Annotated in this window: 27 protein-coding genes and 1 pseudogene; 12 read left to right on the forward strand and 16 right to left on the reverse strand. The window is 68.6% G+C overall.

Translation table 11 applies throughout. The features are described 5' to 3' along the window. Nucleotides 1-73: 73 nt before the first annotated feature. On the reverse strand, nt 74-577 hold the full coding sequence (locus ACFV6H_RS22215) for an SseB family protein (protein ID WP_363079034.1): 504 nt from the start codon (nt 575-577) through the stop codon (nt 74-76). A gap of 169 nt (nt 578-746) precedes the next feature. Between ACFV6H_RS22215 and ACFV6H_RS22220 the strand changes: the two genes are divergently transcribed. Further along, nucleotides 747-2,573 (forward strand): acyl-CoA dehydrogenase, encoded by a 1,827-nt coding sequence (locus ACFV6H_RS22220; RefSeq protein WP_385544761.1) that lies wholly within the window; start codon nt 747-749, stop codon nt 2,571-2,573. Nucleotides 2,574-2,910: 337 nt separating this feature from the next. After that, complete coding sequence (locus ACFV6H_RS22225) at nt 2,911-4,266, forward strand: M18 family aminopeptidase (RefSeq protein ID WP_385544764.1); 1,356 nt, start codon at nt 2,911-2,913, stop codon at nt 4,264-4,266. A 48-nt stretch (nt 4,267-4,314) separates the two neighbouring features. Here ACFV6H_RS22225 and ACFV6H_RS22230 read toward each other — a convergent pair whose 3' ends face one another. Beyond that, entirely contained in the window at nt 4,315-6,282 is a 1,968-nt protein-coding gene (locus ACFV6H_RS22230) for an NHL domain-containing thioredoxin family protein (RefSeq protein ID WP_385544767.1), read from the reverse strand. A 125-nt stretch (nt 6,283-6,407) separates the two neighbouring features. On the opposite strand from ACFV6H_RS22230, the gene ACFV6H_RS22235 reads away from it, so the two are divergent. Further along, complete coding sequence (locus ACFV6H_RS22235) at nt 6,408-6,692, forward strand: hypothetical protein (RefSeq protein WP_384979257.1); 285 nt, start codon at nt 6,408-6,410, stop codon at nt 6,690-6,692. After that, nucleotides 6,674-7,087 (forward strand): DNA-binding protein, encoded by a 414-nt coding sequence (locus tag ACFV6H_RS22240; RefSeq protein ID WP_385544770.1) that lies wholly within the window; start codon nt 6,674-6,676, stop codon nt 7,085-7,087. Before ACFV6H_RS22235 ends, ACFV6H_RS22240 begins: the two co-directional genes overlap by 19 nt. A 96-nt stretch (nt 7,088-7,183) precedes the next feature. On the opposite strand, the gene ACFV6H_RS22245 is transcribed toward ACFV6H_RS22240, so the two are convergent. Continuing rightward, nucleotides 7,184-8,023 carry a carbon-nitrogen family hydrolase gene (locus ACFV6H_RS22245; RefSeq protein WP_385544773.1) on the reverse strand — a complete coding sequence of 280 codons (840 nt, stop codon included), beginning with the start codon at nt 8,021-8,023 and terminating at the stop codon, nt 7,184-7,186. A 167-nt stretch (nt 8,024-8,190) separates the two neighbouring features. Here ACFV6H_RS22245 and ACFV6H_RS22250 point away from each other — a divergent pair, with 167 nt between their 5' ends. Beyond that, nucleotides 8,191-9,015 carry a maleylpyruvate isomerase family mycothiol-dependent enzyme gene (locus ACFV6H_RS22250; RefSeq protein WP_093604061.1) on the forward strand — a complete coding sequence of 275 codons (825 nt, stop codon included), beginning with the start codon at nt 8,191-8,193 and terminating at the stop codon, nt 9,013-9,015. 292 nt (nt 9,016-9,307) lie between these two features. Here ACFV6H_RS22250 and ACFV6H_RS22255 read toward each other — a convergent pair whose 3' ends face one another. After that, nucleotides 9,308-10,735 carry a nitrate/nitrite transporter gene (locus ACFV6H_RS22255; protein ID WP_385544777.1) on the reverse strand — a complete coding sequence of 476 codons (1,428 nt, stop codon included), beginning with the start codon at nt 10,733-10,735 and terminating at the stop codon, nt 9,308-9,310. Next, nucleotides 10,732-11,418, reverse strand: a complete 687-nt coding sequence (locus ACFV6H_RS22260; protein WP_385544780.1) for a GntR family transcriptional regulator — start codon at nt 11,416-11,418, stop codon at nt 10,732-10,734. The genes ACFV6H_RS22255 and ACFV6H_RS22260 overlap by 4 nt, the downstream gene beginning before the upstream one ends. A 109-nt stretch (nt 11,419-11,527) precedes the next feature. Here ACFV6H_RS22260 and ACFV6H_RS22265 point away from each other — a divergent pair, with 109 nt between their 5' ends. The 3 genes from ACFV6H_RS22265 (at nt 11,528) to ACFV6H_RS22275 (ending at nt 14,455) form a co-directional block, all read left to right on the forward strand. Beyond that, a complete protein-coding gene (locus tag ACFV6H_RS22265; RefSeq protein WP_385544783.1) occupies nt 11,528-12,841 on the forward strand; it encodes an AAA family ATPase in 1,314 nt (437 codons plus the stop codon). A 16-nt stretch (nt 12,842-12,857) separates the two neighbouring features. Next, nucleotides 12,858-13,319: a hypothetical protein gene (locus tag ACFV6H_RS22270; protein WP_385544786.1), complete on the forward strand. Its 462-nt coding sequence runs from the start codon at nt 12,858-12,860 to the stop codon at nt 13,317-13,319. Nucleotides 13,320-13,519: 200 nt separating this feature from the next. Further along, nucleotides 13,520-14,455: a D-alanyl-D-alanine carboxypeptidase family protein gene (locus ACFV6H_RS22275; RefSeq protein WP_384979280.1), complete on the forward strand. Its 936-nt coding sequence runs from the start codon at nt 13,520-13,522 to the stop codon at nt 14,453-14,455. Between the two features lie 99 nt (nt 14,456-14,554). On the opposite strand, the gene ACFV6H_RS22280 is transcribed toward ACFV6H_RS22275, so the two are convergent. Then, on the reverse strand, nt 14,555-14,704 hold the full coding sequence (locus ACFV6H_RS22280; RefSeq protein ID WP_385544789.1) for a hypothetical protein: 150 nt from the start codon (nt 14,702-14,704) through the stop codon (nt 14,555-14,557). Between ACFV6H_RS22280 and ACFV6H_RS22285 the strand changes: the two are divergent. Next, nucleotides 14,681-15,268, forward strand: a pseudogene (locus tag ACFV6H_RS22285) (Ig-like domain repeat protein); the annotation flags it as partial. The gene ACFV6H_RS22280 and the pseudogene ACFV6H_RS22285 overlap by 24 nt on opposite strands. Nucleotides 15,269-15,355: 87 nt before the next feature. Here the strand turns inward: ACFV6H_RS22285 and tgmC are convergent. From tgmC to ACFV6H_RS22310, 5 genes are all read right to left on the reverse strand, one after another. Next, nucleotides 15,356-16,480: an ATP-grasp peptide maturase system methyltransferase gene (tgmC, locus tag ACFV6H_RS22290; protein ID WP_384979286.1), complete on the reverse strand. Its 1,125-nt coding sequence runs from the start codon at nt 16,478-16,480 to the stop codon at nt 15,356-15,358. Then, on the reverse strand, nt 16,473-17,432 hold the full coding sequence (tgmB, locus tag ACFV6H_RS22295) for an ATP-grasp ribosomal peptide maturase (protein WP_385544792.1): 960 nt from the start codon (nt 17,430-17,432) through the stop codon (nt 16,473-16,475). The genes tgmC and tgmB overlap by 8 nt, the downstream gene beginning before the upstream one ends. A gap of 3 nt (nt 17,433-17,435) precedes the next feature. After that, complete coding sequence (tgmA, locus tag ACFV6H_RS22300; RefSeq protein WP_384979291.1) at nt 17,436-17,759, reverse strand: putative ATP-grasp-modified RiPP; 324 nt, start codon at nt 17,757-17,759, stop codon at nt 17,436-17,438. Nucleotides 17,760-17,879: 120 nt separating this feature from the next. Beyond that, complete coding sequence (locus ACFV6H_RS22305) at nt 17,880-18,053, reverse strand: DUF397 domain-containing protein (protein ID WP_385544795.1); 174 nt, start codon at nt 18,051-18,053, stop codon at nt 17,880-17,882. A gap of 1 nt (nt 18,054) precedes the next feature. Continuing rightward, a complete protein-coding gene (locus tag ACFV6H_RS22310) occupies nt 18,055-18,939 on the reverse strand; it encodes a helix-turn-helix domain-containing protein (protein ID WP_385544798.1) in 885 nt (294 codons plus the stop codon). A gap of 261 nt (nt 18,940-19,200) precedes the next feature. On the opposite strand from ACFV6H_RS22310, the gene ACFV6H_RS22315 reads away from it, so the two are divergent. Beyond that, on the forward strand, nt 19,201-19,755 hold the full coding sequence (locus tag ACFV6H_RS22315; RefSeq protein ID WP_385544801.1) for an ATP-binding protein: 555 nt from the start codon (nt 19,201-19,203) through the stop codon (nt 19,753-19,755). Here ACFV6H_RS22315 and ACFV6H_RS22320 read toward each other — a convergent pair. After that, nucleotides 19,747-20,421 carry a TetR/AcrR family transcriptional regulator gene (locus tag ACFV6H_RS22320; protein WP_385545074.1) on the reverse strand — a complete coding sequence of 225 codons (675 nt, stop codon included), beginning with the start codon at nt 20,419-20,421 and terminating at the stop codon, nt 19,747-19,749. The two genes, ACFV6H_RS22315 and ACFV6H_RS22320, sit on opposite strands and share 9 nt — an antisense overlap. Nucleotides 20,422-20,612: 191 nt before the next feature. On the opposite strand from ACFV6H_RS22320, the gene ACFV6H_RS22325 reads away from it, so the two are divergent. Next, the gene (locus tag ACFV6H_RS22325; protein ID WP_385544804.1) at nt 20,613-21,545 is read left to right on the forward strand and encodes an SDR family oxidoreductase; all 933 of its coding nucleotides are present in this window, start codon (nt 20,613-20,615) and stop codon (nt 21,543-21,545) included. Nucleotides 21,546-21,786: 241 nt separating this feature from the next. After that, nucleotides 21,787-23,328 (forward strand): MFS transporter, encoded by a 1,542-nt coding sequence (locus tag ACFV6H_RS22330; protein ID WP_385544807.1) that lies wholly within the window; start codon nt 21,787-21,789, stop codon nt 23,326-23,328. A gap of 14 nt (nt 23,329-23,342) precedes the next feature. Here the strand turns inward: ACFV6H_RS22330 and ACFV6H_RS22335 are convergent, their stop codons facing one another. The 4 genes from ACFV6H_RS22335 to ACFV6H_RS22350 form a co-directional block, all read right to left on the reverse strand. Continuing rightward, nucleotides 23,343-23,870, reverse strand: a complete 528-nt coding sequence (locus ACFV6H_RS22335) for a GNAT family N-acetyltransferase (RefSeq protein WP_385545077.1) — start codon at nt 23,868-23,870, stop codon at nt 23,343-23,345. 34 nt (nt 23,871-23,904) lie between these two features. Next, complete coding sequence (locus ACFV6H_RS22340; RefSeq protein WP_385544810.1) at nt 23,905-24,591, reverse strand: lasso peptide biosynthesis B2 protein; 687 nt, start codon at nt 24,589-24,591, stop codon at nt 23,905-23,907. 71 nt (nt 24,592-24,662) lie between these two features. Further along, nucleotides 24,663-26,507: an albusnodin/ikarugamycin family macrolactam cyclase gene (locus ACFV6H_RS22345; RefSeq protein WP_385544813.1), complete on the reverse strand. Its 1,845-nt coding sequence runs from the start codon at nt 26,505-26,507 to the stop codon at nt 24,663-24,665. A 70-nt stretch (nt 26,508-26,577) separates the two neighbouring features. Further along, nucleotides 26,578-26,712: an albusnodin family lasso peptide gene (locus ACFV6H_RS22350; RefSeq protein WP_385544817.1), complete on the reverse strand. Its 135-nt coding sequence runs from the start codon at nt 26,710-26,712 to the stop codon at nt 26,578-26,580. Nucleotides 26,713-26,853 lie beyond the last annotated feature (141 nt).

Raw genomic sequence — 26,853 nt, forward strand, 5'->3', positions numbered from 1 at the left:
CCGTACCGGATCGGTACGGGCCTCAGAGGCACCGGATAAACCAGATAAAGCAGCGATCAGCCGCCGCGCGCGATCAGCCGTACATACGGCGCATCGCGAAGTCCACCATCTGCTCGACCGCCTTCGCGTCGAACACCATCCGGTGGTCGCCCTCCATGTCGAGCACGAACCCGTACCCCGTCGGCAGCAGATCGATCACCTCCGCGCCCGTGATCACGAAGTACTTCGACTCCTTGCCCGCGTACCGCCGCAGCTCCTTGAGCGTGCTGAACATCGGGATCACCGGCTGCTGCGTGTTGTGCAGCGCCAGAAACCCGGGATTGTCGCCGCGCGGGCAGTACACCTTCGACGTCGCGAAGATCTGCTGGAAGTCCTCGGCCGACAGCGACCCGGTGGTGAACGCGCGCACCGCGTCACCGAGCGACGGAGGCGACGGTTCCGGATACAGCGGCTGTTCGCCGTATCCGCCGATGCCCGCGCCGGCACCGCCCATCTGCTGATGCTGCTGCGGTGGCGGCTGCTGCGGCGGGTGCACGTACTGCTGCTGAGCGCCCGGAGTCTGGTCGTAGCCGTACATGACCGCAAGAGTACTGAGGAATACCGTCCCGGGAAGCCCCGTCGACCTCGTCACAGAAACCGGATCGGGGTTGCATCTTATTACCGATGGGTAGCATCATCGGAGCTACTTACCGGTACCCGCGCCTACTGGTCTTTTCCTCACCTACGGAACCTACGGAGTCGTCGCCATGGGGCACTACAAGTCGAATCTCCGCGACATCGAGTTCAACCTCTTCGAGGTGCTCGGGCGCGACAAGCTGTACGGCACGGGACCGTTCGCGGACATGGACGTGGAGACCGCCAGGAGCATCCTCGAAGAGGTCGTACGCCTCGCGGAGAACGATCTCGCGGAGTCGTTCGCGCAGGGCGACCGCACGCCTCCGGTCTTCGATCCGGAGACCAACACGGCTCCGGTGCCCGCGGCCTTCCGCAAGAGCTACCAGGCCTATATGGACTCCGAGTACTGGCGCCTCGGCCTGCCCGAGGAGATCGGCGGCACCACCTCGCCGCGCTCCCTGATCTGGGCCTACGCGGAGCTGCTCCTCGGCGCCAACCCGGCCGTGTGGATGTACGCGTCGGGCCCGGCCTTCGCCGGCATCCTCTTCGAGGAGGGCAACGAGGCGCAGAAGAAGGTCGCCGCGATCGCCGTGGAGAGGCAGTGGGGCTCCACCATGGTCCTCACCGAGCCGGACGCGGGCTCGGACGTGGGCGCGGGCCGTACGAAGGCCGTCCCGCAGGAGGACGGAAGCTGGCACATCGAGGGCGTGAAGCGCTTCATCACCTCCGGTGAGCACGACATGTCGGAGAACATCCTCCATTACGTCCTCGCCCGTCCCGAGGGCGCGGGCCCGGGCACCAAGGGCCTGTCGCTCTTCCTCGTACCGAAGTACGAGTTCGACCAGGAGACCGGCGAGCTGGGCGAGCGCAACGGCGTCTACGCCACGAACGTCGAGCACAAGATGGGCCTCAAGGTCTCCAACACCTGCGAGCTGACCTTCGGCGACCGGCATCCGGCCAAGGGCTGGCTGATCGGTGACAAGCACGAGGGCATCCGCCAGATGTTCCGCATCATCGAGTTCGCCCGGATGATGGTCGGCACGAAGGCCATCGCCACGCTCTCGACCGGCTATCTGAACGCGCTGGAGTACGCGAAGGAGCGCGTCCAGGGCCCGGATCTGGCCCAGTTCATGGACAAGGCCGCGCCCAAGGTCACCATCACGCACCACCCCGATGTACGGCGCTCGCTGATGACGCAGAAGGCGTACGCCGAGGGCATGCGCGCCCTCGTCATGTACACCGCCTCCGTCCAGGACGAGATCGCCGTCAAGGAGGCCGAGGGCGAGAACGCGAAGGCGCTGCACGGGCTCAACGATCTGCTGCTGCCGATCGTGAAGGGATACGGCTCGGAGCGCTCGTACGAACAGCTCGCGCAGGCCCTCCAGATCTTCGGCGGCTCGGGATATCTCCAGGAGTACCCGGTCGAGCAGTACATCCGGGACGCCAAGATCGACACGCTGTACGAGGGCACGACGGCGATCCAGGGCCAGGACTTCTTCTTCCGGAAGATCGTCCGGGACCAGGGCCAGGCGCTGAACTCGCTGGCCGAGGAGATCAAGCAGTTCCTCGCCGTCGGCACCGGCGGTACGGAGCTGGCGCCGGCCCGCGACGCGCTCGCGAAGGCCGCGGCCGATCTGGAGGCGATCGTCGGCCGGATGCTGACGGACCTCACCGCCACCGGCGAGGACGTCAAGAACATCTACAAGGTCGGGCTCAACACGACGCGGCTGCTGATGGCTTCGGGCGATGTGGTCGTCGGCTATCTGCTGCTGCGCGGCGCGGCGGTCGCGGCGGAGAAGCTGGAGACGGCCGCGACGAAGGATGTGGCGTTCTACCAGGGCAAGATAGCGGCGGCGAAGTTCTTCGCGGCGAACGTCCTGCCGGACGTCTCGACGCAGCGCGCGCTGGCCGAGTCGGTGGACGACTCCCTGATGGACCTGGACGAGGCGGCGTTCTAGACGGGTGCGGGTGGGCCGTCGGCGGCATGCGTATGGGGCACCTCCTCCGTAAGGAGGTGCCCCATTTCCGTGCCGACCGGGCGGTACCGGCGTCCACGCCATGGGAGCCAGCGCGGGGGCGGCGCGCGTTTGTCAGGGCCGGCGCTTGGGGGCGTGTGGGGGCGCATGGCGGCGCGGGGTGGCGCGCTCTTTCGACCGCCTCTCGACCGTCCTTCGACCTCCGTCGGTCTTTCGTCCGTGCCTGTTCTCCCCATGTGCGGAGCTTGTCCCGCCCCCGCGGACGCCGTTGCAGCCGGTGACGGGTCCGGTGTCCTGGGCCGTCGTTATGGTGAACCCCATGAGCACTTCCGCCCGCTTCGACCGCGGCCACACCGACGACCTGATGTCCTTCCTCGCGGCCAGCCCGTCGCCGTACCACGCGGTGGCCAACGCCGCGGAGCGCCTGGAGAAGGCCGGCTTCCGGCAGGTGCTGGAGACGGACGCCTGGGACGGGTCGGCGGGCGGGCGGTTCGTGCTCCGGGGCGGCGCGATCGTCGCCTGGTTCGTGCCGGAAGGCACCGCGCCGCACACTCCCTTCCGGATCATCGGCGCCCATACGGACTCGCCCAATCTGCGCGTGAAGCCGCTGCCGGACACCGGTTCGTACGGCTGGCGGCAGATCGCCGTCGAGATCTACGGCGGGACGCTGCTCAACACCTGGCTGGACCGGGATCTGGGACTCGCGGGCCGGCTCACCCTGCGGGACGGCTCGCACCGGCTGGTCAGTCTCGACCGCGCGCTGCTGCGCGTACCGCAGCTCGCGCCGCACCTCGACCGCTCGGTCAACACCGACGGTCTCAAGCTGGACCGGCAGCGGCACATGCAGCCGATCTGGGGCCTCGGCGAGCCGGAGGAGGGCGAGCTGATCCGCTTCGTGGCCGACGAGTCCGGGATCGACGCCGAGGACATCACCGGCTGGGACCTGATGCTGCACGCCATAGAGCCGCCCGCCTATCTCGGGCGCGACCGCGATCTGATGGCCGGGCCCCGGATGGACAATCTGCTGTCGGTGCACGCGGGCACGGCGGCGCTGGCGGCCGTCGCCACCGGCTCGGGCGCGTCCGGCGGCTCAGCAGCGGCCGGGGACGGTGCCGGTGCCGACGGCTCCGGGACTCCGTCGCTCCCGTACATCCCCGTCCTCGCCGCCTTCGACCACGAGGAGAACGGTTCACAGTCGGACACCGGCGCCGACGGCCCGCTGCTCGGCACGGTGCTGGAGCGCTCGGTGCTCGCCCGTGGCGGTACGTACGAGGACAGGGCGCGGGCCTTCGCCGGCACGATCTGTCTGTCGTCGGACACCGGCCACGCCGTACACCCCAACTACGCCGAGCGCCACGACCCGACGCACCAGCCGCGCGCGAACGGCGGCCCGATCCTCAAGGTCAACGTCAATATGCGGTACGCGACGGACGGCAGCGGCCGAGGCGTGTTCGCCACGGCCTGCGAGAAGGCGGGCGTGCCCTGGCAGACGTTCGTCTCCAACAACTCGATGCCCTGCGGTACGACGATCGGCCCGATCACCGCGGCCCGGCATGGAATCCAGACCGTCGACATCGGCGTGGCGATCCTGTCCATGCACAGCGCGCGCGAGCTGTGCGGCGCGGACGACCCGTATCTGCTGGCGAACGCGCTGGTGGCGTTCCTGGAGGGCTGACGGAGACGGCGGAGCCGACCGACGGATACCCGCGTACCGCGTACCCGCCTACGCGTCGAGCCCGGCGAGTACGAGACCCAGACGGGACGTTCCCGACTCCGTGACACGGACGGGAACACCCCAGTCCTGCTGATGGACATGGCAGGCCGGGTACTCGTTGGCAGGATCGTCGTCGCAGGAGGCCGCCATCGCGGAGACATGCAGCACGCCCTCCGTGACCCTGACACCGTCAGCGCCGTCGGCGACATCGGCCAGTACCAGCTCACGGCTGAGCTCCGTACCCGTACCGCCGCCCTCCGCCAGCAGTTCGGGCGGCGTCGCGGAGACCAGCAGCCGCGTCGAGGGACCGTAGCGGGTGTCGAGCTTCTGACCGCTCGGCGCCGTGAAGACCACCTCCAGCCGGAGCGCGCCCGGCGCGACATCGGTGGCGGCCCGCTGGGTGCGATGGGCGACGGCCTCGACGCGCACCGCCTCGTCGGGCAGCCGCAGCCGGGTCAGCCGGTGCCGGGCGGACTCGACCACGACGATGTCCTCGCCGACGAGCACCGCGTCGCTGGGCTCGCGCAGATCCGTCGCCAGGGTGGTCACCTCGCCGGTGGACGGGTCGTAACGGCGCAGGGCGTGGTTGTACGTGTCCGAGACGGCGACGGAGCCGTCGGGCAGCGCGGTGACGCCCAGCGGGTGCTGGAGCAGGGCCTGTCCGGCGGCGCCGTCGCGGTGGCCGAAGTCGAAGAGCCCGGTGCCGACGGCCGTACGAACGACAAACCCGTCACCGGAACCGGCACCGCCGCCATCACTGTCACCGCCCGTACTGTCACCGCCGCCGCCCGTACCATCACCACCGCCGTCCCGCTCGACATAGCGCAGGGCGCTCGTCTCCGAGTCGGCGATCCACAGCCGGTCCTCGGTCGCCGCGAGCCCCGAGGGCTGGGCGAACCACGCCTCGGCGGCCGGCCCGTCCACCAGCCCTTCATTGGTGGTACCGGCCGCGACCTCGACGGTCCCGGTTGCCGGGTCGTACGTCCAGAGCTGATGGACGCCGGCCATCGCGATCCACACCCGTCCGGCCCACCAGGCGACGTCCCACGGCGAGGAGAGATCCACCTCCAGGGCGGGCCCGGCGGTCGGTGAGCCCTGCCACCACTGCCTGCCGGTCCCGGCGACGGTCTCGATCGCGCCGTCGGCCGGATCGTAGGTGCGCAGCGCGTGGTTCACGGTGTCGGCGACGATCACCTTGCCGTCGGGCAGCAGGGCGAGTCCCTGCGGTTCGCTGAACGAGTCCGGCCCGAAGCCGCGCACGCCGCTGCCGATCCGCCGTACGACCGTTTCGCCGTCCGGCGCCAGCTCGACCAGCTGATGGCGGGTGGAGTCGGAGACGAGAAGGTTCCCGCCGGGCAGCACCAGCGCCTTCCCGGGAAACCGCAGATCGGTCGCGACCGGCTCCGGCGGAACGTACGGCCCGTCGCCGCGCCGCAGCGTCCCTTTCGCGGCGTGCTCGGCCTCCAGCTCCTCGACCAGCCGCTCAATGGCATGCGCATGCCCTTCACCCGCGTGCTGGGCGACGACATACCCTTCCGGATCGATGACCACCAGCGTGGGCCAGGCCCGTACGGCGTACTGCTTCCAGGTCGCCAGCTCAGGATCGTCCAGCACCGGATGATGCACCTGATACCGCTCGACGGCGTCGACCACGGCCTGATGCTCGGCCTCGTGCACAAACTTCGGCGAGTGCACACCGATGATCACCACGGTGTCCCGGTGCTTCTCCTCCAGCTCCCGCAGCTCGTCCAGCACATGCAGACAGTTGATACAGCAGAAGGTCCAGAAATCCAGAATGACGATGCGTCCCCGCAGGTCGGCAAGGGTGTACGAGGTATCGCCCGTATTCAGCCAGCCGCCTTTCCCGACCAGCTCGGGAGCACGGACACGAACACGGCGCGACGAGGACGCAGGAGCGGGAGCGGGCGCCGAGGCGGAAGCGGGCACGGAGACGGGCGCGGGGACGGCATCGTTCATGGAACAAGGGTGCCATCCGGCCATGAACGCCGTATCACGGCCTTACGAAGCGGCCACCGCGCCCGACCGAAGGGCCATCGCGCCCGGCCCGACGGCATTTCCTACTCGTTTGATAAAATCCGGCCATGACTGAGAAGGCCTACAGCATCGGCGAGGGACCGGCGACCCGCGTCAGCCTTTCCCTGCCCGAGGGAACCGCCGAGGCGATCCGTGCGCGGGTCGGCAAACGGGAGTTCTCCGCGTTCATCACCACCGCCGTGGAGCGTGAGCTGCGCGGGCAGATCCTGGACGAGTATCTGGCCGACTACGAGCGCCGCAAGGGGCCGGTCTCCGAGGCGGCGCAGGAGCGGGCCCGTCAGGTCTTCGACGAGGTGTTCGCCGAGGAGGAGCAGTGGCCCGCCGCAAGTTGAGCCACGAGGGGACACTCGTCCTGGACAGCGAAGGTCTGTCCAAGCTGCTGAGCGACGACGAGTCGACCGTCGCGCTGGTCGCCGAAGCGCGGAAGCGGGGCATGGAGACCGTGATCTGCGCGCTCACCGTCATCGAGGCGGTGCACGCCCGCACGGACAAGGCCCGGCTGGGCCGGGTCCTGTCCGGTCTTCGAGTCGTCGCCGTGGGAGAGGACGAGGCGAAAGCCGCCACGGAGCTGCTGATGGAGGGCGGGCTGCACGGCCACAAGTACGCCATCGACGCGGCCGTGGCCGTGACCGCGCTGAGGCAGCATCGTCCCGTGGTCATACTGACGTCCGACGTCGATGACATGACCAAGCTGTGCGGCGAACAGGTCAGAATCGTCGCCGTGTGAACCGCTGTGTTGAACCGTCCGACCGAGGGAAACCGAAGGAAACCGAGGGAAGGCCGTCAAAGTCCAAGACCGCCGAGTCCAAGACCGCCGGGTGCGTCAGGCGCGGAGGTGGGGTGGTGGGGTCAGGCCCAGGCGGCGGTCCTTCAGGGCCGGGAACTGGTCGCGGGTTGTGGTGACACGGGTCAGGTCGAGGTCGGCCGTCAGGATCTCCTCGTCCGGGCCCGCCTCCGCCAGTACCTCGCCCCAGGGATCCACGACGATGCTGTGGCCCGACTGCTCCACGCCCGCGTGGGTTCCGGCGGTGGCGCAGGCCAGGACGTACGACTGGTTCTCCACCGCGCGCGCCTGCGCCAGCAGCGTCCAGTGCGCGCGCCGCCGCGCCGGCCAGCCGGCCGGGACGACCAGCAGGTGTGCGCCCGCGTCGACCAGGCCCCGGAAAAGCTCCGGAAAGCGCAGGTCGTAGCAGGTGGCCAGGCCGAGCGTGGTCTCCTGTGCGTCACGCCCGCCGCCACCGCCAGCGAGCGTGAGCGGAACCGTCACCAGCTCCTCGCCCGCGCTCATCAGCGTCGCCTCGCCCTTGTCGAAGCCGAAGCGGTGGATCTTGCGGTACGTACGGACCAGCTCACCGGCGGGGGACAGCACCAGCGAGGTGTTGTACAGCGCGCCCTCGGCGTCCCGCTCCACGAAGGAGCCCGCGTGCAGCCAGACGCCGGCGTCGCTCGCCGCCTTCGACATCGCCTCGAAGGTGGGCCCGTCCACCGCCTCCGCCTCCTGCGCGAAGGATTCGTACGCGAAGGCGCCGACCGGCCACAATTCGGGCAGAACCACCAGCTCGGCGAGGCCTCGCTGCCGCCGTACCAGAGCCGCGGCGCGCTGTCTGCGCGCGTCGACCGATTCGTACGGATCTACTGCGATCTGGATGAGCGAGGCGCGCACAGTACCACCGTCCTGGCATTCGAGCCGTCAACACGGGCCTACGATCGTCACACGAAAGCACTGCCGGGGTGCCATCAGGCAGCGTAACTTAGCTGCCAAACCTCCCACGCAGCCCGCAGCCAGCCCAGCAAGCCAGCCCGCGTACCGCAGAACCGCCGAGGGGTCCCGTGACCGTCCATCCCAGCCTTCAAAACTACGCCGATGCCTGGACCCACTCCATCGAGGCCATAGCCGAGCTGGTGCAGCCGCTCGTCGAGGGCGAGTGGAGTTGGCGCACGCCGTGTCCCGGCTGGTCCGTACGAGACATCGTGTCGCATGTCATCGGCATGGAGAGCGAGTTGCTCGGGGACCCACGACCCATCCACTCGCTACCGCGCGATCTCTACCACGTACAGAGTGAGTTCGCCCGCTACATGGAGATGCAGGTCGATGTGCGGCGGCACCACACCGCGCCGGAGATGACCGCCGAGCTGGAGTACACGATCATCCGCCGCAACCGGCAGATCCGTAACGAGACCCGCTCGCCCGACACCATGGTCCGGGCGCCTCTCGGCAAGGAGCAGACTCTCGAAACGGCCTGGCGCGGGCGGGCGTTCGACGTCTGGGTGCATGAGCAGGATCTGCGCACGACGCTCAGCAAGCCCGGCAATCTCGACTCGCCCGGCGCCCTGATCGCCCGTGACGCGCTGCTGGCCGCGCTGCCGAAGGTGGTCGCGAAGGACGCGGGCGCGCCGCCGAACTCGGCGATCGTCATCGATGTGAGCGGTCCGGTGGAGTTCCTGCGTACGGTCCGGGTGAACGCGGACGGCCGCGGTTCGATCGACGGCTCGCCCTCGCTCGGCCCGCTGGTGACGCTGGCGATGGACTGGGACACGTACTTCCGGCTGGCATGCGGCCGGGTGCGGGCCGCGGCGGTCGCGGACCGGATCAAGATCGACGGCGATGACGAACTGGCGACGGCGATCCTGCGCGAGTTCGCGGTGACGCGCTGAGGCGGTGAGCCGCAGAGGCGGTGGAGCCTCTCGGGCGTTGACGTCGAGGTGTCGAGGCAATGAGGCGCTGACGCCTCGGGCCGCGGTGGGCTGCTGGGCGTGTCGGACGCCATGGGGCGTCGGACGCGTCGCGGCGCCGCCGTAGCGGCGTACCCGTACCGTCGCCGGACACCGAGCGCCGTAAGGCGGGTCGCGCGCTCCGCGCATGCCGGCCGGCCGCACCCTCCGTACGTACCGGCCCGCACGCCGTATGTACGTGCCTGCCGTACGTACCCGCCGTACGCACCCGCCCTCACGCCGGTACGTGCACGGCCTCCACCCGGCTCGCCACCAGTCGTTCCCGCTCCCGCCGGGCCGTCCGCGCCCGCAGCCGCAGGATCTGTACGATCCCGAGCGTTTCGAGCACGAAGACGGACGAGAACGCGATCCGGTAGTTCCCGTCGGTCGCGTCCAGCAGGACGCCGACCGCGAAGAGCGTCGTCATCGAGGCAACGAAACCGCCCATGTTGACGATTCCGGAGGCCGTGCCCTGACGCTCCGGCGGGTTCGCGGGCCGGGCGAAGTCGAAGCCGATCATCGACGCGGGCCCGCAGGCACCGAGAACCGCGCAGAGCGTGATCAGCAGGGCGGTCGGCGCGTGGTCGCCCGGGTACGCGATCGTCGTGGCCCAGATCAGCGCCGTCGCCCCGACCGTGCCCAGGGCCAGCGGCGCCCTGGCCCGGTGGTGGCGGGCGATGACCTGCCCGTACACCAGCCCGACGGCCATGTTGGACAGGACGACGAGCGTGAGCAGTTCGCCCGCGACGGCTTGCGACAGGCCCTGCGCCTCGACCAGGAACGGCATGCCCCACAGCAGCAGGAACATCATCGCCGGGAACTGCGTGGTGAAGTGCACCCACAGCCCGAGCCGGGTGCCGGGCTCGCGCCAGGACTCGGCGATCTGCTTCCGTACGTAGGCGGCGCCCGCGTGCTCGGCCGGAGGCGGCTCATGGCCTTCCGGATGGTCCTTGAGGAAGAGCAGAAGCAGGACGAGTACGACAGCGCCCGCGAGAGCGCTGCCCGCGAAGGTGGTGGTCCAGCCGAGACCGTGCAGGGCGCGGGAGATGAAGATGGTGGAGACGAGATTGCCCGCCATCCCGAAGAGCGCGGCGACCTGTCCGATCATCGGCCCGCGCCGGGCCGGGAACCAGCGGGTGCCGAGCCGCAGCACGCTGATGAACGTCATCGCGTCACCGCAGCCGAGCAGGGCGCGGGCGCCGAGGGCCGTACCGTACGAGGGCGCGAGCGCGAAGCCGAGCTGTCCGACGGTGAACAGCACCACGCCGATGGTCAGCACCTTCTTGGTGCCGAGCCGGTCGACCATCAGGCCGACGGGTATCTGCATTCCCGCGTACACGAGGAGCTGGAGTATGGAGAACGTCGAGAGCGCGGAGGCGTTGACGTCGAAGCGGTCGGCGGCGTCGAGACCGGCCACACCCAGGCTGGTGCGGAAGATGACGGCGACGAAGTAGACGGCGACGCCGATGCCCCAGACCCAGGCGGCGCGACGGCCGCCGGGCGGATCGCCCGGGAGGGTGACGGCGGAGGAGCCGGACCCGGAGGAGGAACCGGCGGAGGAGCCCGAACCGAAGGAACCTGAACCGTCGGAGGAGCCTGAACCGGAGGCGGGGCCCTCGGACGAGCCGGAGGAGCCCGCGGACGGACCGGAGGAAGCACTCACCGCGCCTCACCCCTGACCAGCACCTTGACACGGCTGATGTGACGGCGCAGACAGGCGGCGGCACCGTCGGCGTCACCGGTCCTGATGGCGTCGAGCAGTTCCGCGTGTTCGGTGATGTTCTTGGCGATACGGTCGGGATGCGCCTCCATGACGGCGACACCCATCCGCAACTGCCGGTCCCTGAGCTGGTCGTAAAGCCGGGAGAGGATCTGGTTCCCCGCGTGCCGCACGATCTCGGCGTGGAAGCAGCGGTCGGTGGCGGCGACGGCGGCGAGATCTCCGTCCACGGCGCGCTGCCGCTGCTCGTCCAGCAGTTCCTCCAGCCGCTCGATCAGCCGCGCGGAGGCCGGCACGGCCTTCCGTACGGCGAACTCCTCGACCAGCAGCCGCGTCTCGACGACATCGGCGATCTCCTGCGCGGAGACGGCGAGCACGAGGGCGCCCTTCTTGGGATAGAGCTTGATCAGCCCTTCGACCTCCAGCTTCAGAAGAGCCTCGCGCACCGGCGTCCGGGACACCCCGACGGCCTCGGCCAGCTCTCCTTCCGTCAGCAGAGTGCCGCCTTCGTAACGGCGGTCGAGTACGGCTTCCTTGATATGGCTGTAGACACGGTCTGCGGCGGGCGGTCGCTTCACAGGAGTCGGCACGGGAACTTGGGCCGGAGCGGCAGCGACGGAAGGCATGCGCACAGCTTAGATACAAGACAGATGCACCGGCAGGCCCGTCCGGGATACGGACGGGAAGCCAATCGGAACAGCGACCGATCCACTGGCCTGCGCTACGTTGTGGAGCGTGACCGGCCATGCCATCGAAGAGGTACGTCTCACCGCGTTCAAGAGCTTTCGCGACGCGGTGCTGCCCTTGGCCCCGCTGACGGTACTGATCGGGCGCAACAGCAGCGGCAAGTCCAATGCCCTGGACGGCCTGGAAGTCCTCTCCCGGCTGGCGCGCGGAGACGACATCAGCGAGGCCGTCGAGAGCCGCCGCAGCGCCTCGGGTCCGGTACGGGGCGGGCTGACCGGATGCGTACCGCACGGCTCGGACCGGTTCTCGCTCGGTTGCACGGTCAGCACTGAATACGGTCCCGTGGAACTCGATGTGACGATTCAGGTGGAACCTGAAGTACAGATCATTGAGGAACGCCTGTCCGGCCCTACGGACAACAGAGGCCACAGACCGCTTCTGGTCAGCGGTGAGCCCAGTCCCGGCCTCGGTGAGATCAATGCCTCCTGGTACAACGGCAGACCGGGCCGCAATCCACGGGCACTCTTCCGCAACACCCGACTGCTCATCTCACAGACGCCTCTCCGGATCCCGGGGGACACCGACGGCGAGACCGACACACTGTTCGCGGCGGACGCCGTACTCACCGCTCTCAGCAGCTCGTTCCACCTCGATCCGGTACCACATCTGATGCGGCAGTACGTGCCCGCACGCGACGTCCACCTACGGCGTACGGCGGAGAACCTCTCGGCCGCCATCGGCGGCATCCAGCGGAACGACCCACAACTCTTCCGCCATCTTGTCGAGTTGCTGCGCGGCCTGGCCGACCACGACATCGACCGGCTCGCCGTCACCAAGTCGGAACTGGGCGATGTGATGCTCGCCCTTGACGAAGGCCGGCTGGGACTCACACCCGCCCGCGAGATGAGCGACGGAATGCTCCGCTTCCTCGCCATCGCCACATCGCTGCTCACCGGGGACAAGGGGCTGGATCTGGGGCGCACGAGCATGCGTTTTCCGGAGGACTCGCTGATGCTGGTCATCGAGGAGCTGGAGAACGGGCTGCATCCGTCACAGGCGTCACAGGTCCTCCGGCTAGTCCGCGAGGCGGCGACCGAGAACAACACCCAAGTCCTGGTCACCACACACAGCCCGGCCCTGCTCTCCGCGCTGAGCGGCGACGACCACCAGGGCGTGATCGTCTGCTCGCGCGACCGTGAGACCGGCGCCAGCAGACTGACGCGTCTCACCGAACTGGACGGCTACGCGAGGGCGATGAGCGCCGGACCACTGGGCGATGTGGTCGCGGGCGGGCGGCTGTTGGAGACGCGTCCGGGAAAGCGGGACTACTCGGAGTTCGACCGTCTGCTCGGAATCGGGTGAAGCATTGGCTCGTGGCGTGGAGTTCGTCGACACATCGATCCTGTGCAACCTGCTGGAGGTCCCGGGCAAATCCCAGGACCGCGAGAAGGTGATCGCGGAGCTGAAGCGCAAGCGGGAGCTACGGGAAGCCGATCTGCTGCTGCCGGTCACCGCGATCATCGAAACGGGAAACCACATCGCCCAGCTCGCGGACGGCCACTTCCGCCGGCTGTGCGCGGAACGTCTCGCCGGAGTGCTGGTCACGGTGATCGAGGGAACGGCCCCCTGGGCTCTCAACGAGGTCGAGTGGAACGCTGCGCATCTGCGCGCGCTGGTGGACGGCGGGAGCACCGGCACCACTCTGATCGAGCACGCCTGCAACAGGCTCGGCTGCGGCGATCTGAACATCCTGGTCGAACGCGACCGCTATCTGGCGCGGACCTCCGGGGTGACCGCGACCATCTGGACACTGGACGGGCTGCTCGCTTCCTACGCATGAGGTCGCTTCCTGCGCCTGAGGCCGCTGCCGCCCCCGCATCGCGTGCGGAACAAGCCCCTCTCCCCTGTCACCCGTCAAAAACACCACAACCACATGCATCCATCCGGGGTGCTCGTGAGTCTCAAGACGGGGCACCTTTCCCAAGGTGGTCCCGTTTTGGCGCATTTCAACGCATTCGCGGATTCGGAGCGTTTCCTTTGATGTCCAGTCTCCCGGGCGTACGCAGAGCCGCCGCGGTCACGGTCACCCTCACCGCCGGCGCGCTGCTGTCCGTCTCCTCCCTGGTCGCGCCCGCGCAGGCCGCCACCGCGCCGTCCATCGGCGGCAAGGGCGGGTTCGTGCTCAACAACGCGACCGGCGCCACGGTCTACGGCAAGGCCGCCGACACCCGGCGTCAGATGGCGAGTACGACGAAGATCATGACGGCCGCGGTGGTGCTCAGCACCAAGGGCGTCGACCTCAACCGCAAGGTGACCGTCAAGCAGGCCTACCGCGACTACGTCACCAAGCAGGGCGCCAGCACGGCGGATCTGCGTACCGGCGACAAGGTCACCGTCCGCCAGCTGCTGTACGGGACGATGCTGCCCTCCGGCTGCGACGCCGCGTACGCGCTCGCCGACACCTTCGGCACCGGCTCGACCACCGCCGCGCGCACCAAGTCGTTCATCGCGAAGATGAACGCGAAGGCCACCTCGCTCAAGCTCAAGAACACCAAGTTCGATTCCTTCGACGGCATCTCGCAGAACGCGAAGAACTACACCACTCCGCGCGACCTCGCGAAGATCGCCCAGTACGCCATGAAGAACGCGAACTTCCGCGCGGTCGTCAAGGCCACCTCGTACAAGAGCACGGCGCCGACCAGCACGGGCGGCAAGCGCACCTACACCTGGTACAACACCAACAAGCTGCTCGGCTCCTACAAGGGCGCCATCGGCATCAAGACCGGCACCGGCACGGCGGCGGGACCCTGCCTGGTCTTCGCCGCCACGCGCGGCAGCAAGACTCTCGTCGGTGTCGTCCTGAACGGCACGGACCGCTACAAGGACGCCGCCAAGCTGCTCGACTACGGCTTCGGCTCGTCAACGGCGAAGACGATGAAGCTGCGCACACTCCCGGCGGACGCCCAGCGCGACTGATCCGACACTGACGTACCGCCCGAGGGCCGCACCGGAACCCAAGACTCCGGCGCGGCCCGCCGCGTTGTCAGCTCGGCGGTTCTCACCGCCGCACCGGCGTCAGCCGACACCACCAGGCCCGTCGCGGTCGCGCAGGCGGACGACACAGTCGTTGACGGCGTCCACCAGCGGCTGTACTTCAGCGACCGAAGCCAGAACAAGATCGTCGTCACCGACTACACCGGCAAGGTCGTCGCGTTCACGGCGCACCTCGGCACGACGTACAAGAACCGCACGGTCGAGATCTGGGCCGATCCCTTCGGCTCCGACAAGCCGAACAAGCTGATGAAGACCGGCACGGTCAACTCCAAGGGCAATCTCTCGGTCACCCTGGACATGACCCGGGACGCCACGGTCACTGCCGTCTTCAAGGGCGACGCCCGCTATGCCCCGAGGTCGGTCAAGTCCACGGCGTACGCGAAGGTCAGGGTCTCGACGGCGCTGTCCAAGCACTACAAGACCGGCAAGATCGGCTCCACGACGTACCACTACTTCCGCAAGAACACCGACGTCATCTCCACGACGACGATGAGCTACTACAAGGACCGCAAGCAGCGGATCGAACTCCAGCTGTACTACCAGGACAAGTGGTACGCCGGCGCCACCGAGTACTTCAAGCTCGGCACCAACGGAAAGTCGACCGTCAACCTGGGCCATGCCGGCGAATCCGGCATCCGCGCCCGGGTGCGCTCCTCGTACATCAACAGCAGCTCCGGAGACACCGTCAACTCCACGACGCACGGCGCCTGGAAGTACTTCATCTTCACGAACTAGCGCGCGCTCCCTGCCAGGTCACCTCGTACTCGGAGGCCGCGTCGGCGAGTTGCCGATCCGGGGGACCTGGCAGGGCCGCGGCTGCGGCTACGCCCAGATGATGCGCTGTCCGTCCGATCCGACATGCAGCGTCAGCCGCTCAGCGGGCGGCTCGCCGGCCTCCCTCCATCGGATGATCTGATCCGTGATGGCGTCCCACAGCCGGGCGGAGCCGCCCTGGCGGACCATCCATTGCCCGCTGTCCTCGAATACGGCTGCCCACGCACCGGCTTCCACGTCGATGACGACGTGTTCGTCCCGGCCGTTGCGCGGCAGTGTGAAGCGCTGGGCCCCTGGTGTCGCGAACTGTGCGAGGAAACGCGCTGTCCAGTCGTCCAGTACATCACCGCCGATATTCGTGGGCGCGGCTTCCTCCGAATCGAGATCCGGCAGCATTCCGAGCGCCGGGGGAATGTGGGACCGCGCGAGCATGAACGAGACGTGCCCGCCCAGGACAGGCCCGCTCGCCGTTCCGTCTTCAGCCACGGTCAGACGCACAAGTTCGGATGCGTTCATCCATCCGCACACGGTCACAAGGATTTCACCTCCGGTGCGAGTCTGAGCGATCCAGTCCGACGGAACGGTGTGAACTCCACACGTGGCGATCACGCGGTCGTACGGGCCGTTGTTCTCGTATCCCGCCAGCCCGTCGCCGACAACCAGGTCGGGCCAATAGCCCAGTCCGCCGAGAGCCATCCCGGCACGGGCGGAAACATCCGAGTCCACCTCTACGGAAGTCACGTTGTCCTCACCGGTCACATGAGAGAGGAGCGCGGTCGAGTAGCCCGTTCCGGTGCCGATTTCCAGTACCCGGGTCCCCTTGGATACGTGAAGTTCTTCGAGCATGCGCACCACAAGCCCTGGCAGGGTCGATGAAGAAGAGGGCCGGTGGGAAATCCGCCCTTCGATCTGGCGCGGTACAACCGACTCCGCCACCTGGGTAACCAGGGTGTCATTCTCGTACACACGCCTGAGCCGCTCGGGCCCGTCGGCGAGGAATACGGGACGGTACCAGCCCCCGTCTTCGTACTCGAACCATCCATCAGCCAGAAACGCTTCACGAGGCACGGCCATAACGGCGGCTTCCCATTCCGGGCTTCGCAGCGCCCCGGTCACGGAAAGGCACCGGGCAAGGTCTGCGCGTAGTCCTTTCGAGGAAATATCGTCAGTCACTTGCGCCCTCTCCGTTCTCCAGCAGATCAGCGACAGCCGCTGTGAGGGGCAGTCCCGCCGCCTCTTCGAGCCATGCCCACTGTCCATTCGGGTTGCATTCCAGGAACCACCACGCGTCATCCGCGGTTACCGCGAAGTCGAACGCGCCGAAGTTGAGTCCGAAGCCGACCAGGAACCGAAGCATGGTCCGCCGCAAGTCATCCGGGCATGGGATCGGCTCATAGCTCAGGTTCCGGTATTCAGCGCGCCAGTCCACCACGCCGGGCGGTGCGGTAATCCGCGCACAGAAAACCTGCTCACCAACGACAATCACGCGTATGTCGGAAGTCTTTGGAATCCGGGCCTGGAACAAGTGGGCGCAGTGGCTTACACGGTCGTCCATCTCGCCAGGATCGACCGGGGCAGCCCAGATACCGGCAGGCTCACCGTCAACGTCGTACGCGCCGGCATGCAACGGCTTGTAGATGGCGGGCTGTTCTGTCACAAACGACTTCGCTTCCGCCGGGTCGCTCGTGATCAGAGTAGGGGGAATACTGAGCCCTTCACGGCTCGCTGCCGCAAGTTGCGCGGGCTTGTACTCCGCGCGGGCAATGGCCTGGGGATGGCTCAGATAGAGGCAACCGGGAAGGGCGGCCAGCACTCCACCAAGTCCGCGCCGATTTTCCTGCGCGGCGAACCGCGCTGCCTGGTGGTCGCCATTCGGCGTGTAACTGCTCGGACGACGGTGGTACAAGGCACGCACGTTGGCCAGATCCGCCGAGCGTTCGCCAACTGTAAGACGTCCGCCCCAACCGCTTGATCCTATGCGAGCCGAAAGCACAGCGGGAACAGGGAAGTCGCGTCCGGGGTCGAAACGCAGAACGGGCACCCGGCGCCGGTTCAACTCCGCAATGACCAAATCGGCGGTCGGGTCCTCATACTCGGTAGCAACCAGCACCGGACGGCTGTCCATCTGCTACTGCTGTCCTTCGTCCTGTTGAGCGTCGTGGCCACTGTCGGCGTCCACCTTGCCGTCTTTCCCGACTTGAGTGGGCGGGTAGGTGTTGACGGAAGTGCCGTGCTTTCCGAGCTCAGCAGGAGTCGGTAAGCCGTCACTTCCCACCCAACGGCCCGTCTGTGTTTGCGGATCGATCCCGGCGTATCGCCACGGCGAAGGTTCCCCATTCCGCAGCGGAGCCATGCGGCCCATGCCCCAAGGAATCGGCGTTGCCGCCCCATGGCCAACGGAGTGACTGGTCATTTTTCCTCCTGGATCACCGGTGCCGGACGTGCATCCCATCTCAGCACAGGGGCAGATGCGTTGCGTTGAGCTTCAGCCACTGTCGGTGAGCAAATACGGGCGTGCAAGGGCCGCGTGCGACCTACGTTCTGGTCCGATGCCGCCTGCCAACGCCCCTGGCTACGGGCGACGGAGTCCGGCGCGGAAGGCGTCCCAGGCGGTGGGACTGACGCGCAGGAGCGGGCCGGTGGGGCGCTTGGAGTCCCGTACGGCGACGGTGCCGGGGACGTTGAGGGCGACCTCGACGCACTCGCCGGTCTGGTTGCTGTAACTGGACTTCCTGAAGCAGAACATGTCACGCACTCATTTCCTTGCCAATGCTCTCGATGAGCTGCACAGAGTCATAGGGCGAGAGACTGACGGCGCAGAGACGCCCGAAGAGTCCCGCGTAGGCCGCACTCTCCTCCGCGCCTTCGACCCAGACCGTGGAGCGCAGACCGTCCATGTGGACCACGTCCACCGCGCCCTCCTCGGCGAAGGACAGAATGTTGAAGGGGCCTCCCACGCCAGGGTAACCACCGGCCCGGAAGGGCAGCACCTGAATCTGGACGTTGGTCAGTTCGGTCAGCTCACGCAGGTGCGCGAGCTGCTTCCCCATCGTTTGCCTTCCGCCGATGAGCTGACGGAGCGCCGCCTCCCAGATCACTGCGTGCACCTGGAGCGGATCATCGCCGTACAGACGGGCCTGCCGCCTCCGCCGCACGTCGACAATCTGCTCAATGTGTCCGATGTCGTCCGTCGCGATGTCGGGCACCACCATCGAGCGGGTGTAGTCCGGCGTCTGGAACAGCCCTGGGACGAGCGAGAGTTGCCATGCGCGCATCTTGAGCGCCGCGTCCTCCATCGCGATGTACTCACGCAGGTTCCCCTGGTCGAGGGCGTTCCACCAACCCTTCGCCTTACGGCGTTCACGGTCCAGCTTGGCCAGTCGGAGCAGATCCGCGACAACCTCGTCGTCCTCGACTGCGTACAGCTTGCACAGCGCGATGATGTCCGGATCACGAAACGGCACCCAACCCTGCTCCATCTTCCCGACCTTGGCCGTCTGCGAGCTGAGAGCCTCTGCCGCACGCGACTGATTGAGGCCGGCCGCCTCTCTGAAGGCGAGCAACTGACCGCCCAACTGGCGGGCCAGAACTGTCGTTACACGGTTTCCCGTGTTCGCGCGACGCTGCGTCACCGCACATCCCCTCCTGAGGTCAACCGCAGTTTGCAACATCCGTCCGGCGACCCACAATCACCCTCCCGGGGATAATTCTCTCCGGGAGGTTGTTCCGTAACGCTCCAGCCGTTACGTTCGGCACTCAACCGCTCGCACAGCGGCGCCACTTGGCGGAAGTGCACCGTGCTGCCTTGCACCCCAAAAGGCACGCGCGGCGTCGCCACCGTCAGGCGCAACCCGTACGGGCAGATCCCGACCGCGCACGGAGGTGCCGCGTCCATGTCCGCAGCCCAAGAGGCCGCTACGCCGAAGCCCGAGCCTGTCGTCCTCCGGGAGGACTGCCTCAACTACACGCCCACCGCCGGCAGCGTGAGCCTCGCGCGGCATCGCACCGCGCGGCTCGTCACCGAGTGGGGAAGGGCCGAACTCGCCTGGTCCGTGGGCCTCACCGTCAGCGAGCTCGCCACCAACGCCCTGCTGCACGCCTGCGCGCGGAACCAGCTCTTCCAGGTACGGATCACCCTCCGTCCCAGGAGCCTGCGCGTCGAAGTCAGCGATCCGCGCGGGGAGCGGCTGCCGAGCCCGCGCGCGGCCGACGAAGACGAGTGCTTCGGGCGAGGGCTGCTGATCGTCGCGCAGCTCGCGGACCGGTGGGGGACGGAGCCGCGTACGGCCGGGAAGACGGTGTTCGCGGAGTTCGCGGTGGGCGCAGGCGGCACGGGCGGCACGGGCGGCACGGGCGGCACGGACAGCACAGGCAGTACGGCCGGTGCAGACCGTACGTACGATACGGACGCCGGGCCGCCGCCGCCCTGCGCCGGCGCGTCAGCGTGAGGCCCGTACCAGCAGGCCCGCGAGCAGCACCTCGAACATCTCGCGCACCGCGCCCGTGAAGTCGATCCGCATGGCCGCGAGCGAGGGATCGGCCTCGTACGCGGCCAGCATCGCCGCCGAGGGCTGGGTATGGGTCCAGACCGCGCCGGTCGTCAGCATGACCGCGGCGCCGAACCGTACCGCGTCGGGCTCGTCCAGTTCGGGCAGACGGGCGCGGAGGAGTTGGGCCAGGACGCCGATGTTCGCGAGCGCGGCGCGCTTGTACTCCGCGGCGACCCGTGGCGAGACATTGCGTTCGAGCACCGCGGCCTGCGCGCTGACCAGGTCGCAGAGGACAGGACGGTCCGCCAGGGAGATCGCGAGCGCGGCGGCGAGCTGGTCGGCGCGCTGGGAGAGCGGCGCGCCGGCGTCGACCGCGGCGGCGAGGGCGTCATCCAGGTGATCCAGCCATTCGCGCAACGCGACGTCGAGCAGTTCGAGCAGCACCGCCTCGCGGGACTCGAAGTAGCGCAGCACATTGGATTTGGCGAGGCAGACGCGCCGGCTCAGCTCGTTGAGGCTCACCTGTGCCACGGGCATCTCGGTCAGCATCGCGGTGGCCGTATCGAGGATCGCCTGTCTGCGCGCGGCGCGCTGCTCGTCGCTGCGGGCGCGCTGGAAGGGCATGGTCATGGCACCAGACTACAGACCTCCGGTCTGTTGTTATCGGACCGACGGTCTGATAGCTTCGCTGACAACAGACCGCCGGTCTACTGGGAACCCGGGCAGGTTCGGATAGGCCGGTCCCGGCCCATCCCTGATCTGCCCGTGACCAGCCCCTGACCTGCCCTGATCCGCCTCTCACCCTGGGAGTCACCATGTACGTCGTCCCCGACCAGACCGGAAAGCTCGCCGTCGTCACCGGCGCCAACAGCGGTACCGGCAAGGAAGCCGCACGCCGTCTCGGTGGCGCCGGGGCGCGCGTCGTCATGGCCGTACGTACCGTCGCCAAGGGCGAGCAGGCCCGCGCCGAGATCCTGGCCGAGCACCCGCACGCCCAGCTCGAAGTGCGCCGGATCGATCTGGCGGACCTGGCGTCGGTGAAGGAGTTCGCGGACGGGCTCATCGCCGATGGCGTACCGCTCGACCTGCTGGTCAACAACGCGGGAGTGATGGCGCCGCCCACCCGGATGACCACGGCCGACGGCTTCGAGCTCCAGTTCGGCACCAACTATCTCGGCCCGTTCGCCCTCACCGTCCGGCTCCTTCCGCTGCTGCTCACCGCCACGGCGCCGCGCGTGGCGACCATGAGCAGCGGTACGGCCAACTACGGGCGGATCCACTTCGACGACCTCCAGTGGGAGCGCCGCCGCTACAGCCCGAACCTCTCCTACGCGCAGTCCAAACTCGCGGATCTGATGCTGACGCAGCAGCTCGCCGTGATCGCCGCCGAGCGCGGCTGGCCGCTGCTGAGCACCGGCGCGCACCCGGGCTACACGCGGACCAATCTCCAGACGGCGGGCGCGAGCCTCGGCCGTGACAAGCCGTCGCGCGGCGCGTCCCTGCTGTCGTCGCTCACCTTCCTGCCGTCGCAGGCGGCGGAGCAGGGTACGGAGCCGCTGCTGTACGCGGCGACCAGCGCCGACGCGGTGGCGGGCGGCTACTACGGTCCGGGCGGACGGTTCGGCCTGATCGGCCCGACGACGACGGCCCGTACGACTCGCAGGGCACTGGACACCGGAGCCAACGCGCGTCTGTGGGCCGAGTCGGAGCTGCTGACGGGAGTGACGCTGCACGCGACGGTCGCGTAGCCGGGGGCCGGGCTGGCTGGGCAGGGCGGGGCGGTACGGACCGGGCCGGGCGGTACGGGCCCGCCGGGCGGGCGTGTCAGTCCGGGCGGTGGAGCGTACGACCGTACGCTGAGGCGGCGGCCCGGCAGACCTCGGGCGTCGCACCACGAAGGACGGCACGGAGGTCGGCGCCCAGGGCAGTCGGTTGCCCAGGTCCGACCGGGTTCGCGGCCCTCACACGACCTCGGCCCCGGAGGCGTCCTTGCGGTTCAGCCCGTCACGGTTCAACCCGTCGCGGTTCAGCGCATGGCGGTCCGGCCCGTCGCGGTCCGGCCCGTCCTCACCGCATCTGTTCGGCCGGGTCCCGCTGGCCGGGCGCTATCCCGCCGCCGTCGCCCTCTCGCTGCTGGCGCTGAGCCCGTATCTGATCCTCACCACGGCCACCACCCTGATGGAACCGCGGATCATGCGGGATCTCGGCGCGACGCGGTTCGAATTGCAGCTCACCAGCGGGATGTCCAACGCGGCGTACGCGTTCGGCGCGGTGGCCGCCGCGGATCTCGTACAGCGGGTGGCGCGCCGTCATCTCTATCTCATCTGCGAGGCCGGCTTCGTGGTGAGTTCCGTGCTGGCGCTGAGCGCTCCGGGCATCGGGCTGTTCATGACCGGGGTGATTCTTCAGGGGCTGTGCACGGGAATGCTGCTGGTCTCGGCGCTGCCGCCGCTGGTTACGGGTCACCCGATCGAGCGACTGGCGACGACGGCGGCCGTGGTCAGCCTCGGACTGTTCGGGATGGTGGCCTTCGGGCCGCTGGTGGGCGGGCTGGCCGGCAGTCTCGGTGGATGGCGACCGCTGTTCGCGGGGATCGCCACGCTGGCGGCGATCGGGCTGACCGTCGGCGCCCTGGCGTTCAAGGGCAATGAGCCGCCGGCGCGCCGGGCGCGGTTCGACTGGCTGGCCATTCCGCTGGCGTTCGGCACCACGACGCTGCCGTTCTTCGGTGTCTCCTGGCTGACGCGCGGCTCGTTCGGCGATCCGGCGTTCTATCTGCCGGTCGCGTGCGGGCTGATCTGCGGGCTTTTTCTGGTGGGAGGTCAGTACAGGAAGGCGAATCCGCTGATGCCGGTGCGGCCGATCAGCAATACGCTGCCGGTCGTCGGGACCGTCAACGCGATGCTCGTCGGAGCGTGCTTCACCGCTCTGCTGGAGCTGACCGAGGGCTATCTGACCGACGAGGCGCACTACTCGCCGCTGCGCGTCGGCACGCTCGTCACGCCGCAGATCGTGGGCATCTTCGTCGCGGCCGTACTGTTCCGGCGGCTGGTGGCGACGCGCTGGACACCGTATCTGGCGCTGTCGGGAACGGTCAGCGTGGCTGTCGGCGCGGCCGTACTGCTGGCCGTGTCCACGGCAAACGCGTCGACGGTCGTCCCCGTGGCCGCGCTCTTCCTGGGCTTCGGCGCGGGCGCGGGCGTCACTCCTGGGCTGTTCCTGGCGGGCTTCTCCGTACCGTCGTCGCAGATCGGCCCGACCTTCGCGCTGGTCGAACTGCTGCGCTCGGAAGCGGCGTTCCTGGTCGGACCCGTCCTGCTGCACGCCGCGCTGACGACCGGTCTCGGCCGGGGCTTCCATCTCACCGTGACGATCACGCTGGCCATCACCGTGACGGGCGCGCTGTTCCTGGTAGCCCTCTACGCCCTGGGCGGCGCCCGCCCTCAACCACCCGACCTGGAATCCTGGCTCTCGGGCCGCTCAACGGCGTACCACTCCCCGCCCCTGGCGGCAGCGATCCGCAAGAGCTAACGCCTCCTGGGCGGTTACTCGGGCAGCATCGGAACGATGACAGAGGGACCGCTGCGGTCCTTCGCGAGGACGTCCATGATGATCTCGTCACAGACCTGCCCGAGCCAGTACCCGGCCTCGCGAAGCGTTCCCGCGACGCGGAACCCGGCCTTCTGATAGGCGCGGACGCCCGCCGCGTTAGGGGCAAGGACCTTGAGCCAGACCATCCGGAGATTGGTGATGTGGAAGGCGTAGTCAAGGGCGAGCCGGGTCGCCTGAGTACCGAGACCGCGCCCCCGGGCCTCGGGGCCCAGCATGATCACGTACTCGGCGGTCCGTACGGAGTGATCGGGCAGGAGCGTGGCGACACCTGACGGGACCGGATTCCCGGACGTCAGGTCGTAGATGGTGAACCGGATGTTCTCGCCCCGGAGTTGATGGGCCATGCCCTCGGTACGGGCTTCGAGCGACTCGGGCGCCTGACGGCCATAACCGACGAGAAGAGCCGGATCCTGCTCCCAGCGCCAGTAGGTCTCGACCAGATCGGCACGGTAGGGGCCCAGTGCGCAGGTATCGCTACCGATCCACAGAATCGGCTCAGGGCTGACGCTGATGACGGCCTCCGATGACAAGAACGGACGTACAGGCAAGCGTCGAGCGCGGCTCGCCGACGAGAATGCCGTCCACAGTCTGCACCCAAGCATGCAGACGCACGGGGTCGGGAGCGACGCCATGGCACCACGTGACGGCGAGCCGCCGTGATGCCAGCAGCAGGACGGTGGCGGCGGACTCCTCCAGACAGGCCGTACGGCCCGGGGAATACCAGCCGACGTGCCGGACTGCGAGGACCGCAGCGTTTACCTGGTCGGTGGTGGCGGCGTGGCGACAGATTGACGCGGCTGCCCTCAGCGTTGCCGTGACACGGTGCATCGCGGTCGTCGCAGGTCCGGCGCGCCTGATGGCGAGAACGGCTGTCAGGGCGGCAGCCGCGGCGATGCCCGACCGACGGGGAACGCGCGGAGGACGGCTGATTCCGGCCGGGTGTTCGGCGCTTCCCCAACTCGCTGGGGCGGAGCGGGCGGTGACCGGGGCTGTCCACGGCGTCGAAACCGGCGCGGGAACCAGCAGACCGTCGGCGAGAAGCCTTGCGGCCAGCGCGGGAGCCATGGCGTCCAGGCGTCCGGTGCGGGCGGCGTCCTGCCACAGGGCCGCGGCGGCGGGCAGAAGACACCGGACACGGCCGTTCCGGTAGTCGATGAAGACCAGAACATGGCCGAAGTCCACGGCCCGGATGTGGCTCGGAAAGGCGGCAAACCGGGGTGGATTTCGCAGTGGACTACGCACGTGTACTCCCATTACGAACGTGTCCTCCCCGCAGGCGCATCGGTCCAGGCCGGTCCGGGGTTCTCGTGATGCGCACGCAGCCACGCTTCGGCGCTCAGCACCTGTTCGAGCGTGGCCAGCGGCATCGGAATGCCCGCAGCGGCCTCACGCAGATGCCGACGGAGCCGACCCGGATCGATGAGCCCGAGGTCGGAGAGGTGACCGTCGGCGAGATCGAGGAGTTCGGGCAGGTTGACGCGCAGTCCTGCGTAGTGGTCGGCGTCGAAGCTGCCCTTCGTCGTACGGGCGGCCACCGCAGGCGGCAGCAGGTGCCGCATCGCACGGCCGAGGAGCGGTTTGTAGCCGTGGACCGGTGGGCGGTGGTCGATCGGGGTCCGCAGGACCGTGTCCATGACGCGTGGGTCGAGAAAGGGATTGTGCAGGTCGATGCCGCAGGTGGCGGCGAGCCCGACGTCGGCGACAGCGGTGCGGGCGACCTCGCGTACCTCGTCCACGAGGGTCCGGACCGAGGCGTCCAGGCCGGTCAGTGTGTCTTCTGTGTCGACCGCCCCGTCTGCGGCTTCTGCCAGAAGCCGCAGGGCCGCAGGCTCGGCCCAGCCGGGCATCGGCAGGAGCGTGAACCAGCGAACGCCGCCTCGGTCGACGGCGGGCCGGGCCCGAGAGGCCGGGGCGTCGGCGAAACCGGCCAGTGATACGGCGAGATCGGCGAGGGCATCCCGACGGCCGATTCGGGCCATGGCCACGGCATCGCGCAGGAGCGGTGTGACCGGGCAATGGCGCAAGCGTGCCCAGCCGAGAGCCTCATTCACCGCTCGTCGCCATCTGCGGTGACGAACGAGGTCGGCGAGGTGGGCGGGCGGTTGGAACAGGACGCTGTCGCCGCCGTCGCCCGTCAGATGAGTCCGGCTGCCGAGATGTCGGCGCATCCAGTGGAACTGGCCGGTCAGCCGGGCGCGGGTGAGGGTCGAGGGCGCGGGTTCATCGGTGGCCGGTACGGCAGTGATCCGGGTGTAAGGCAGATGCTCGGCGGCCAGCGGGAGGAGATGGTGGGTGATGCGGTCCGGATACGCGGCGGATGCCAGCCGGGCGTAGTGGAGATCTGCCCCGCTCTCGTCGCCTTCGGGATGGATCGTGACTGTGTTCAGGCGGTGCTTGCCCGGCAGGGATGTCGCGGCCAGGACGGCGACAGTGGTGGAGTCCAGGCCGCCGGACAAGTCACAGGATACTTCGCGGCCTGCTTCCATCCGCAGGGTCACCGCCGCCGACAAAGCCTCTCGGAGGCGGTGGTGCGGCGGGCCGGGAACAGGATCGGGACGCCATCGGACAGTGCACCGCGGGCTGCCGCCATCGGCGGGCAGTTCGATCCGGCTGCCCGGTGCCAGTTGCTCCACCCCGTCGAAAAAGGTGCGCGGGCCCGCCAGCATCGGTACCGAGGGTGCAAGAACGGAACAGACGAGCCGCCGGGCGTCCACGGGGGCCGAGATGAGACGGGCGAGCACGCGGGCGGAGGTGGACCAGGCCCAACCACCCCGCCAAGTGGCCGCGTAGAGGGGCAGGGCAGCAGCGGGATCCGTGTGCAGCACCACCCCGTCCGGAGTCTCTTCGACGACCGTGTACGTACCGGGCCACCGCCAGGCGATATCGGCCGGCAGCGCGGTATCGGCCAGGCGCCGCAGTTCGGCAGGCGTGGCACCGCACCAGCCCAGAAGCAGGACACTCCGGTGCCCGCCGTGTGCCATGGCAGAACGAGCCGGTGCGTCGCCGAGCCTCCAGGCTGACGATCCGGCGCCGATGGGCGTGGCGCCTTCAGGCCGAAGGCGACCGTCTCCTGTACTGCTGAAACCGCCGAAGGTCATGAAGTCTCCGTGGGGTTGGTGTTGAGTACGGTGCCCGACACCGGATTCCCGAGGCCGGGCACCCAAGAGGTCAGCAGTTGTAGGCGCGGCGCTTGTCCTCGCTCTGACCGCCGCCCTGGCCTTCGGTCAGCTCGGCGACATCGCCGAGTTCCACGGGCAGCAGTTCGTCCTCGCCGGTGGTTTCCATACAGATCCAGTCGTTCATGCTGATTCCTCTCTCCGAAGATGAAGCTGCGGAAGGGCCTGTCGTGGGGGGGGGCGCGGCGGCGCGCCGGCCGGGCCGCCCGCCCCCGGCACCCCCCCCCGGAGGGGGGGGCCCCGGGGGGGAGGAGGAGTGTAAAAAAAA

The organism is Streptomyces sp. NPDC059743, from assembly GCF_042732975.1.
Classification (GTDB): Bacteria; Actinomycetota; Actinomycetes; order Streptomycetales; family Streptomycetaceae; genus Streptomyces.